The sequence below is a fragment of the Streptomyces sp. CC208A genome, from assembly GCF_030010625.1.
GTDB lineage: Bacteria > Actinomycetota > Actinomycetes > Streptomycetales > Streptomycetaceae > Streptomyces.
This window is the reverse complement of the sequence record NZ_JASCXN010000009.1, coordinates 197,210-206,895: the sequence shown is the minus strand read 5'-3', so window position 1 is coordinate 206,895 and position 9,686 is coordinate 197,210. Positions and strand designations below refer to the sequence as shown.

The following is a 9,686-nucleotide window of genomic DNA, read 5'->3' as shown; positions in this document are numbered from 1 at the left end:
TCTTCTGAGTCGGATTTCCCGCCTTCCGGTTCACCCTCCCGGCACGCAGTGGTGCCCGGGGCTTCCCCTCTGACGGAGCCGTAAACGTACTGGAGCGGGGCGCCCCGATGCAAATCGAGGCGCCCCGCTCCCGGTTCGTGCTGGTTCGTCAGACCTCGACGACGACCGGGAGGATCATCGGGCGGCGGCGGTAGGTGTCGGAGACCCACTTGCCGACCGTGCGGCGGATCAGCTGCTGGAGCTGGTGGGGCTCGACGACGCCGTCCTGGGCGGACTTGTTCAGCGCCTGCTCGATCTTCGGGATCACCGCGTCGAAGACGGGGTCCTCGATGCCGGAGCCGCGCGCGTGGACGTGCGGGCCTCCGGTGATCTTGCCGGTGGAGGAGTCGACCACCACGAAGACCGAGATGATGCCCTCCTCGCCGAGGATCCGACGGTCCTTCAGGGAGGACTCGGTGACGTCGCCGACCGAGAGGCCGTCGACGTACACGTACCCCGCCTGGACCTTGCCGGTGATGCGGGCGCGGCCGTCGACCAGGTCGACGACGACGCCGTCCTCGGCGATGACGATGTGGTCCTTGGGGATGCCCGTCATCGCGCCGAGCTCGGCGTTGGCGCGCAGGTGGCGCCATTCGCCGTGGACCGGCATGAGGTTCCTCGGCTTGCAGATGTTGTAGAAGTACAGCAGCTCGCCGGCCGAGGCGTGGCCCGAGACGTGGACCTTGGCGTTGCCCTTGTGGACGACGTTGGCGCCCCAGCGGGTGAGGCCGTTGATCACGCGGTAGACCGCGTTCTCGTTGCCCGGAATGAGGGACGAGGCCAGGATGACCGTGTCGCCGGGGACGATCCGGATCTGGTGGTCGCGGTTGGCCATGCGGGACAGGGCCGCCATCGGCTCGCCCTGGGAACCCGTACAGACCAGCACGACCTCGTCGTCCGGCAGGTCGTCCAGGGTCTTCACGTCGACGACCAGGCCGGCCGGGACGCGGAGATAGCCCAGGTCGCGGGCGATGCCCATGTTGCGGACCATCGAGCGGCCGACGAAGGCGACCCGGCGGCCGTACTCGTGGGCGGCGTCGAGGATCTGCTGGATGCGGTGGACGTGACTGGCGAAGCTCGCCACGATGATCCGCTTCTGGGCGTTCGCGAAGACGTTCCGCAGGACGTTGGAGATGTCGCGCTCGTGCGGCGTGAAGCCGGGGACCTCGGCGTTCGTCGAGTCGGTGAGCAGGAGGTCGATGCCCTCCTCGCTCAGCCGGGCGAAGGCGTGCAGGTCGGTGAGGCGGTTGTCCAGCGGCAGCTGGTCCATCTTGAAGTCGCCGGTGTGGACGACCATGCCCGCGGGGGTGCGGATGGCGACCGCCAGGGCGTCCGGGATGGAGTGGTTGACCGCGATGAACTCGCAGTCGAAGGCGCCGAGGCGCTCTCGGTGGCCCTCGGCGACCTCCAGCGTGTACGGCCGGATGCGGTGCTCCTGGAGCTTGGCCTCGATCAGGGCGAGGGTCAGCTTGGAGCCGATGAGGGGGATGTCCTGCCGCAGGCGCAGCAGGTACGGCACGCCACCGATGTGGTCCTCGTGGCCGTGGGTCAGGACGATGCCGACGACATCGTCGATGCGGTCCTGGATGGTGGTGAAGTCGGGCAGGATCAGGTCGACGCCCGGCTGCTCCTCCTCGGGGAAGAGGACGCCGCAGTCGACGATCAGCAGCTTGCCGTCGTACTCGAAGACGGTCATGTTGCGGCCGATCTCGCCCAGGCCGCCGAGCGGGGTGACGCGCAGGCCGCCCTGGGGGAGCTTCGGCGGTGCGCCGAGTTCGGGATGCGGATGGCTCAAAAGTCTCTCCTCACCACACGCGCCACGTACCGGTCGGCACGTGGCGCGCATGACAATCGTGCACTTGCTGTCGTCGGTGTTCAGTTGTCGCTGTCTTGAGTTGTGCCTGTGTTCAGTTGTGAAGTCGGTGTCAGAGGTCTACCCCGCCGGCGGCCAGGTCGATCTTGAGCTGTTCGGTCTCCTGCTCGGAGAGCTCGACGAGCGGGAGGCGCAGCGGACCGGCCGGGAGACCCTGGAGGGCGAGCGCGGCCTTGGTGGTCATGACGCCCTGGGTGCGGAACATGCCGGTGTAGACCGGGAGCAGCTTCTGGTGGATCTCGGTGGCCTTCGTGACCTCGCCGGCGAGGTGGGCGTCGAGGAGGGCGCGGAGGTCGGGGGTGACGACGTGGCCCACGACGGAGACGAAGCCGACGGCGCCGACCGAGAGGAGCGGCAGGTTGAGCATGTCGTCGCCGGAGTACCAGGCGAGGCCGGAGCGGGCGATGGCCCAGCTCGCGCGGCCGAGGTCGCCCTTGGCGTCCTTGTTGGCGACGATCCGGGGGTGCTCGGCGAGGCGGACGATCGTCTCGGTGTCGATCGGGACTCCGGAGCGGCCGGGGATGTCGTAGAGCATCACCGGGAGGCCGGTGGAGTCGGCGATCGCGGAGAAGTGCCGGTACAGACCCTCCTGCGGGGGCTTGTTGTAGTACGGCGTGACGGCGAGGAGGCCGTGGGCGCCGTCGCGCTCGGCGGTGCGGGCCAGCTCGATGGAGTGGTGGGTGTCGTTGGTGCCGATGCCGGCGACGACGTGGGCGCGGTCTCCGACGGCCTCCAGGACGGCGCGTACGAGCTCCGATTTCTCCGCGTCGCTGGTGGTGGGGGACTCGCCGGTGGTGCCGTTGACGACCAGGCCGTCGTTGCCTGCGTCCACCAGGTGGGCGGCGAGTCGCTGGGCGCCGTCGAGGTCGAGTGCGCCGTCCGCCGTGAAGGGCGTGACCATGGCGGTGAGGACCCTCCCGAAGGGGGTCTGCGGAGTGGAGATCGGAGCCATGGGTAACACGCTACTCGCTGCTCAGCGCCGGGTGCCCCCTCGGGGGACGTCAGAAGAGGAGCCCGGCACTGCCTGCTCGGGGGTTCAAGCAGTGCCGGGTCCGTTTGATCAGCCTAGATGAACTTCACGAAACGTCGCAATACGGACACTTCGTGAGAGTGGGCGAACATCTGTGCCCTACGGTGCGACCCGTCCGTTCTTGTTGAAGGCCGCGTGGGTCAGCGGCATCAGCCGGGCCCAGTGCTCCTCCATCTTCTCGCCGACCATCTCGATCTCCCGCTGCGGGAAGGACGGGACCGCGGCCAGCTCGTGCTGGGTGCGCAGGCCGAGGAAGTGCATCAGCGAGCGGGCGTTGCAGGTGGCGTACATCGAGGAGTAGAGGCCGACCGGGAGGACCGAGCGGGCCACCTCGCGGGCGACGCCGGCCGCGAGCATCTCCTGGTACGTCTCGTACGCCTGGCGGTACGAGTCCTCCATGGCCCGGCTGGTGAGCTCGTGCTGCTCCGGGGTGCCCTCGACGAAGACGTACTTGCCCGGGCGGCCCTCCTGGACCAGCTTGCGGGAGGTGTCGGGGACGTAGAAGACCGGCTGGAGCTCCCGGTAGCGGCCGGACTCCTCGTTGTACGACCAGCCCACCCGGTGCCGCATGAACTCGCGGAAGACGAAGATCGGGGCGCTGATGAAGAAGGTCATCGAGTTGTGCTCGAAGGGGCTGCCGTGACGGTCCCGCATCAGATAGTTGATCAGGCCCTTCGAGCGCTCCGGGTCCTTCTGGAGCTCGTCGAGGGACTGCTCCCCCGCCGTGGAGACCCGGGCCGCCCACAGGACGTCGGAGTCGGCGGCGGCGCTCTTCACCAGTTCGACGGTGACATCGCTCCGGAGGTCGATCTTCACGGGCTCGGTGGGGGTGTCGGTCACCAGCAGTACCTTCCAGTCGCCAATCGCAGTCGCCCACTCTAACGACGTCCGTCCCGGGGAGTACGCACCCGCCCCGGCCTCCGTCCGAGGGAGGAGATTCGGCTTCTTCGGTGAAAAAACGGCACCACATCCTCGATTCGCTCGTCTGTACCCATGAGAGACCCATGAGGCATATGACGACCACCGAGGAGAGTGCCATCCATGTCCAGGCGGGCAGAGGCCGTACCGTTCGCGTTCGTGGCGGAGGCCGACGGGTTCCGCAGTAACGTCACTCCGCCGCCCCGGGAGCGGCTCAGGCCGGGGCAGGTCGTGGGACGTACGCTGCTCGGGCTGACCGTCGTCGCCGGCCTCGTGGGCTCCCTGGTCCTGGGGATGCCGTCCCTCGACAGTACGGACGCGCCCGCGCACCGGCAGCAGTCCGAGGCCTCCGACCAGCGCTGAGGTAGCCTCACCGGGCACCGCCCCTTCGAGCGTGCCTGTGAGTGAGGAACCGCCGTGCCCCTGCCCTTCCTGACGGCCGACCGCGCCTTCGACACCGCCGATGCCGTCGCGCTCCCGTTCGACGACCACGACCAGTGGCGCCGTCCGTACCGGCCGGGGTCCTACCGGGTCGGCGCGGCGGCGCTCGCGCTGCTGCTCGCCTCGTTCGTGCTGCTCGCCGCGGTGATCATCATCGCCGCCGGTGCCGTCGACGGGGCGCTCGTCACCTTCGGCGTCGCCGTGCTGATCATCCTGGCCGCGCTGCGGCTGCTGCGCATGGGCACCTGGGTGAGCCGGGCGGGGCTGCGGCGCGTCGGCTTCTTCTCCACCGCCACCACCCCCTGGCCGAAGGTGGCCTCGGTCCGCACCGCCCAGCAGCCGGTGCGCTGGCTGAACCTCCCGCGCACCGTCCAGGGACAGGCGCTGCTGCTCGACCGGGTGGCCGGCGAGCAGCTGGTGCTGTTCACCGACCACAGCGCCGACTTCCTCTCCCGGACCGAGGCCTTCGACCGGGCCGCCGACACCGTCGAGGCGTGGCACGCCGAGTACGGCGTCAGGCGCTGACCGCCCGGCCCTCGTGGAGGGCGATGGCCCGCTGCATCGCCTTGCGGGCCCGGGGGGTGTCGCGGGCGTCGTGGTAGGCGACCGCGAGCCGGAACCAGCAGCGCCAGTCCTCCGGGGACTCCTCCGTCTCGGCCTTGCGCCGGGCGAAGACCTCGTCCGCGGAGTCGCGGTCGATCCGGCCGCCCTGGGTGCGCTTCAGGTCGTCGACGGGGAGCCCGCCCTCGGCCTCCAGCTCCGCGGCCAGCCGGTGGGCCCGGCGCGCGAAGCGGGTGTTCTTCCACAGGAACCAGGCGCCGACGCACGGCAGCAGGAACGCCACCGCGCCCATGCCCATGGCCGCCGGCTCACCGGTCAGGAGGAGCAGGACGCCCTCCATCGCCACCACCCCGAAGACCAGGACCAGGACGGTGGAGAGGAAGACGTACGTGATCTTGCCGCCCATGGCCGTCAGCCCAGGTCCAGGAAGTGCTCAAGACCGAACGTGAGGCCCGGGGTGCTCACCACGCGGCGGGCACCGAGCAGCACGCCCGGCATGAAGCTGGAGTGGTGCAGCGAGTCGTGGCGGACGGTGAGGGTCTCCCCCTCACCGCCGAGCAGCACCTCCTGGTGGGCCAGCAGGCCCCGGAGCCGTACCGCGTGGACCGGCACGCCGTCCACGTCCGCGCCGCGGGCGCCGTCGAGGGCGGTCGCGGTGGCGTCCGGCTGGGCGCCGAGGCCGGCCTCCGCGCGGGCCTCGGCGATCAGCTGGGCGGTGCGGGTGGCGGTGCCGGAGGGGGCGTCCACCTTGTTCGGGTGGTGCAGCTCGACGACCTCGACCGACTCGAAGTACGGGGCCGCGAGCTGCGCGAACCTCATGGTGAGGACGGCGCCGATGGAGAAGTTCGGGGCGATGAGGACGCCGGTCTCCGGGGAGGCGGCGAGCCAGCCGTTCAGCCGCGCGAGGCGGTCCTCGGTCCAGCCGGTGGTGCCGACGACGGCGTGGATGCCGTGGCCGACGCAGTACTCGAGGTTGGCCATGACCGAGTCCGGGGTGGTCAGCTCGACGACGACCTGGGCACCCGCCTCGGTGAGGGTCTCCAGCTCGTCGCCGCGGCCCAGGGCCGCGACCAGCTCCATGTCCTCGGCGGCCTCGACGGCCTTGACGGCCTCGGAGCCGATGCGGCCCCGGGCACCGAGGACCGCCACGCGCAGCTTGCTCATCGCACTACTTCCTTAGGGGTGGAGGTCAGGAGACGGCCTGGTGGAGGCGGTCCGCCTGCTTGTCCTTGAGGGGGCCTATCACCGAGAGCGAGGGCCGCAGGGTCAGGACGTCACGGGCGACCTCCCGGACCTCGTCCGGGGTGACGGCCGCGATCCTGGCCAGCATGTCGTCCACCGACATCTGGTCGCCCCAGCACAGCTCGCTCTTGCCGATGCGGTTCATCAGGGCGCCGGTGTCCTCCAGGCCGAGGACGGTGGAGCCGGAGAGCTGGCCGATGGCGCGGGCGATCTCGTCGTCGGTGAGGCCGTCGGCGGCCACCTTGTCGAGCTCGTCCCGGCAGATCCCCAGCACGTCGTGGACCTGGTTCGGGCGGCAGCCCGCGTACACGCCGAAGAGGCCGCAGTCGGCGAAGCCCGAGGTGTACGAGTACACGCTGTAGGCCAGGCCGCGCTTCTCCCGGACCTCCTGGAAGAGGCGGGAGGACATGCCGCCGCCGAGGGCGGTGTTCAGCACGCCGAGCGCCCAGCGGCGGTCGTCGGTGCGGGCCAGGCCGGGCATGCCGAGGACCACGTGCGCCTGCTCCGTCTTCCGGTTCAGGTGCTCGACGCGGCCCGCCGTACGGATGGTCCTGGCGCCCTCGCGGGGGGCGACCGGGACGGCGTCGGTACGGGTGAGGGCGCCGGCCTTCTCGAAGGCGCGGCGGACCTGTCGTACCACCGTGGCGTGGTCCACGTTGCCCGCGGCGGCGACGACCAGGTGGGTGGGGTCGTAGTGCTTCTTGTAGAAGCGGGCGATCTGGCCGCGGGTGAGCGCGTTGATCGTGTCGACGGTGCCGAGGACCGGGCGGCCCAGCGGGGTGTCGCCGAACATGGTCTGCGCGAACAGGTCGTGCACCACGTCGCCGGGGTCGTCCTCGGTCATCGCGATCTCCTCGAGGATGACGCCGCGCTCGGCGTCCACGTCCTCGTCGAGGATGAGCGAGCCCGTGAGCATGTCGCAGACGACGTCGATCGCCAGCGGCAGGTCGGTGTCGAGGACCCGGGCGTAGTAGCAGGTGTACTCCTTCGCCGTGAAGGCGTTCATCTCGCCGCCGACCGCGTCGATCGCGGCGGAGATGTCGAGGGCGGACCGCTTGGCGGTGCCCTTGAAGAGGAGGTGCTCCAGGTAGTGGGTGGCGCCGTTGAGCGCCGGGGTCTCGTCCCGGGAGCCTACGTGGGCCCAGATGCCGAAGGTCGCGGAGCGCACCGAGGGGAGGGTCTCGGTGACGACGCGCAGGCCGCCGGGGAGGACGGTGCGGCGGACGGTGCCGATGCCGTCCTTGCCGGGCAGAAGCGTTTGGGTACGGGCGACGGCCCGCCCCCGGGAGGGGCGGGCCGTCGTCGCGGAACTGCGGGACGTCACTGGTCGGTGTCGTCCTTGTCCGTCTCCTCGCCCTCGATCACGGGGATCAGGGAGAGCTTGCCGCGCTGGTCGATCTCGGCGATCTCGACCTGGACCTTGGAGCCGACCGGGAGCACGTCCTCGACGTTCTCCACGCGCTTGCCGCCGGCGAGCTTGCGGATCTGCGAGATGTGCAGCAGGCCGTCCTTGCCCGGGAGCAGGGAGACGAAGGCACCGAAGGTGGTGGTCTTGACGACCGTGCCCAGGTAGCGCTCGCCGACCTCCGGCATGGTCGGGTTGGCGATGCCGTTGATCGTGGCGCGGGCGGCCTCGGCGGCCGGGCCGTCGGCGGCACCGATGTAGATGGTGCCGTCGTCCTCGATCGTGATCTCGGCGCCGGTGTCCTCCTGGATCTGGTTGATCATCTTGCCCTTGGGGCCGATGACCTCGCCGATCTTGTCCACGGGGATCTTGACGGTGATGATCCGCGGGGCGTTCGGGGACATCTCGTCCGGGGTGTCGATCGCTTCCATCATCACGTCGAGGATGTGGAGGCGGGCGTCGCGGGCCTGCTTGAGGGCCGCGGCCAGGACGGAGGCCGGGATGCCGTCCAGCTTGGTGTCGAGCTGGAGGGCGGTGACGAACTCCTTCGTACCGGCGACCTTGAAGTCCATGTCGCCGAAGGCGTCCTCCGCACCGAGGATGTCGGTGAGGGTGACGTAGTGGGTCTCGCCGTCGATCTCCTGGGAGATCAGGCCCATGGCGATGCCGGCGACGGGGGCCTTGAGCGGCACACCGGCGTTCAGCAGCGACATGGTGGAGGCGCAGACCGAGCCCATGGACGTCGAGCCGTTGGAGCCGAGGGCCTCGGACACCTGGCGGATCGCGTACGGGAACTCCTCGCGGGTCGGCAGGACCGGGACGAGGGCGCGCTCGGCGAGGGCGCCGTGGCCGATCTCGCGGCGCTTCGGGGAGCCGACGCGGCCGGTCTCGCCGGTGGAGTACGGCGGGAAGTTGTAGTTGTGCATGTAGCGCTTGCGGGTCACCGGGGAGAGGGTGTCCAGCTGCTGCTCCATGCGGAGCATGTTGAGGGTGGTGACGCCCAGGATCTGGGTCTCGCCACGCTCGAACAGGGCGGAGCCGTGCACGCGCGGGATGGCCTCGACCTCGGCGGCGAGCGTACGGATGTCCGTGACGCCGCGGCCGTCGATGCGGATCTTGTCCTTGATGACGCGCTCGCGGACCAGGGCCTTGGTCAGGGAGCGGTAGGCGGCGGAGATCTCCTTCTCGCGGCCCTCGAAGGCCGGGAGGAGCTTCTCGGCGGCGAGCTCCTTGACGCGGTCCAGCTCGGCCTCGCGCTCCTGCTTGCCGGCGATGGTGAGCGCCTGGGCGAGCTCGCCGCGGACGGCGTCGGCGAGGGCCGCGTACACGTCGTCCTGGTAGTCCAGGAAGATCGGGAACTCGGTCTCCGGCTTGGCGGCCTTGGCGGCCAGGTCGGCCTGGGCCTTGCAGAGGACCTTGATGAACGGCTTCGCGGCCTCGAGGCCCGCGGCGACGATCTCCTCGGTCGGCGCCTCGGCGCCGCCCTTGACGAGCTGGATGGTCTGCTCGGTGGCCTCGGCCTCGACCATCATGATCGCGACGTCGCCGTCCTCCAGGGTGCGGCCCGCGACGACCATGTCGAAGACGGCGTCCTCGAGCTCGGTGTGCGTCGGGAAGGCGACCCACTGGCCGCGGATCAGCGCGACGCGGACGCCGCCGATCGGGCCGGAGAAGGGCAGGCCGGCCAGCTGGGTGGACGCGGACGCGGCGTTGATCGCGACGACGTCGTACAGGTGGTCGGGGTTGAGGGCCATGATCGTGGCGACGACCTGGATCTCGTTGCGCAGGCCCTTCTTGAAGGACGGGCGCAGCGGGCGGTCGATCAGGCGGCAGGTGAGGATGGCGTCCTCGGAGGGGCGGCCCTCGCGGCGGAAGAAGGAGCCGGGGATCTTGCCGGCGGAGTACATCCGCTCCTCGACGTCCACCGTGAGGGGGAAGAAGTCGAGCTGGTCCTTGGGGCGCTTGGAGGCGGTGGTCGCCGAGAGCACCATGGTGTCGTCGTCGAGGTAGGCGACGGCGGAGCCGGCGGCCTGGCGGGCGAGGCGGCCCGTCTCGAAGCGGATGGTGCGGGTGCCGAAGGTGCCGTTGTCGATGACGGCCTCGGCGTAGTGGGTCTCGTTCTCCACTATGGGTTTCTCCTACGTTCGTCTTTGGTCCGGGCGCCCGTGTGGCGCGGG

General features: G+C 70.2%; 9 protein-coding genes. 2 read left to right on the top strand and 7 right to left on the bottom strand.

Annotated elements, in window-relative coordinates:
* Window positions 1-148: 148 nt before the first annotated feature.
* The 3 genes from QK442_RS13300 to thyX form a co-directional block, all read right to left on the bottom strand.
* Window positions 149-1,834, bottom strand: coding sequence for a ribonuclease J (locus QK442_RS13300; protein ID WP_282694113.1), 1,686 nt, complete (start codon window positions 1,832-1,834; stop codon window positions 149-151).
* Between the two features lie 130 nt (window positions 1,835-1,964).
* The gene (gene dapA, locus QK442_RS13295) at window positions 1,965-2,864 is read right to left on the bottom strand and encodes a 4-hydroxy-tetrahydrodipicolinate synthase (RefSeq protein WP_282694112.1); all 900 of its coding nucleotides are present in this window, start codon (window positions 2,862-2,864) and stop codon (window positions 1,965-1,967) included.
* Between the two features lie 177 nt (window positions 2,865-3,041).
* Window positions 3,042-3,782: an FAD-dependent thymidylate synthase gene (gene thyX, locus QK442_RS13290; RefSeq protein ID WP_282694111.1), complete on the bottom strand. Its 741-nt coding sequence runs from the start codon at window positions 3,780-3,782 to the stop codon at window positions 3,042-3,044.
* Between the two features lie 201 nt (window positions 3,783-3,983).
* On the opposite strand from thyX, the gene QK442_RS13285 reads away from it, so the two are divergent.
* Entirely contained in the window at window positions 3,984-4,223 is a 240-nt protein-coding gene (locus QK442_RS13285; protein WP_282694110.1) for a hypothetical protein, read from the top strand.
* A 54-nt stretch (window positions 4,224-4,277) separates the two neighbouring features.
* On the top strand, window positions 4,278-4,826 hold the full coding sequence (locus QK442_RS13280) for a hypothetical protein (protein WP_282694109.1): 549 nt from the start codon (window positions 4,278-4,280) through the stop codon (window positions 4,824-4,826).
* Here the strand turns inward: QK442_RS13280 and QK442_RS13275 are convergent.
* Genes QK442_RS13275 through QK442_RS13260 form a run of 4 tightly spaced genes read right to left on the bottom strand, consistent with a single transcriptional unit; the run spans window position 4,816 to window position 9,635 of the window.
* On the bottom strand, window positions 4,816-5,268 hold the full coding sequence (locus QK442_RS13275; protein ID WP_282694108.1) for a hypothetical protein: 453 nt from the start codon (window positions 5,266-5,268) through the stop codon (window positions 4,816-4,818). The two genes, QK442_RS13280 and QK442_RS13275, sit on opposite strands and share 11 nt — an antisense overlap.
* A gap of 5 nt (window positions 5,269-5,273) precedes the next feature.
* On the bottom strand, window positions 5,274-6,026 hold the full coding sequence (dapB, locus tag QK442_RS13270) for a 4-hydroxy-tetrahydrodipicolinate reductase (protein WP_282694107.1): 753 nt from the start codon (window positions 6,024-6,026) through the stop codon (window positions 5,274-5,276).
* A 25-nt stretch (window positions 6,027-6,051) separates the two neighbouring features.
* Window positions 6,052-7,428 (bottom strand): pitrilysin family protein, encoded by a 1,377-nt coding sequence (locus QK442_RS13265; RefSeq protein ID WP_282694106.1) that lies wholly within the window; start codon window positions 7,426-7,428, stop codon window positions 6,052-6,054.
* Window positions 7,425-9,635, bottom strand: a complete 2,211-nt coding sequence (locus tag QK442_RS13260; protein ID WP_282694105.1) for a polyribonucleotide nucleotidyltransferase — start codon at window positions 9,633-9,635, stop codon at window positions 7,425-7,427. The genes QK442_RS13265 and QK442_RS13260 overlap by 4 nt, the downstream gene beginning before the upstream one ends.
* Window positions 9,636-9,686: the final 51 nt, after the last annotated feature.

Excerpts from the sequence above, each read along its gene's own strand:
- dapB (WP_282694107.1), bottom strand. The coding sequence starts at position 6,026 with ATGAGCAAGCTGCGCGTGGCGGTCCTCGGTGCCCGGGGCCGCATCGGC.
- QK442_RS13275 (WP_282694108.1), bottom strand. The coding sequence starts at position 5,268 with ATGGGCGGCAAGATCACGTACGTCTTCCTCTCCACCGTCCTGGTCCTG.
- dapA (WP_282694112.1), bottom strand. The coding sequence starts at position 2,864 with ATGGCTCCGATCTCCACTCCGCAGACCCCCTTCGGGAGGGTCCTCACC.
- QK442_RS13285 (WP_282694110.1), top strand. The coding sequence starts at position 3,984 with ATGTCCAGGCGGGCAGAGGCCGTACCGTTCGCGTTCGTGGCGGAGGCC.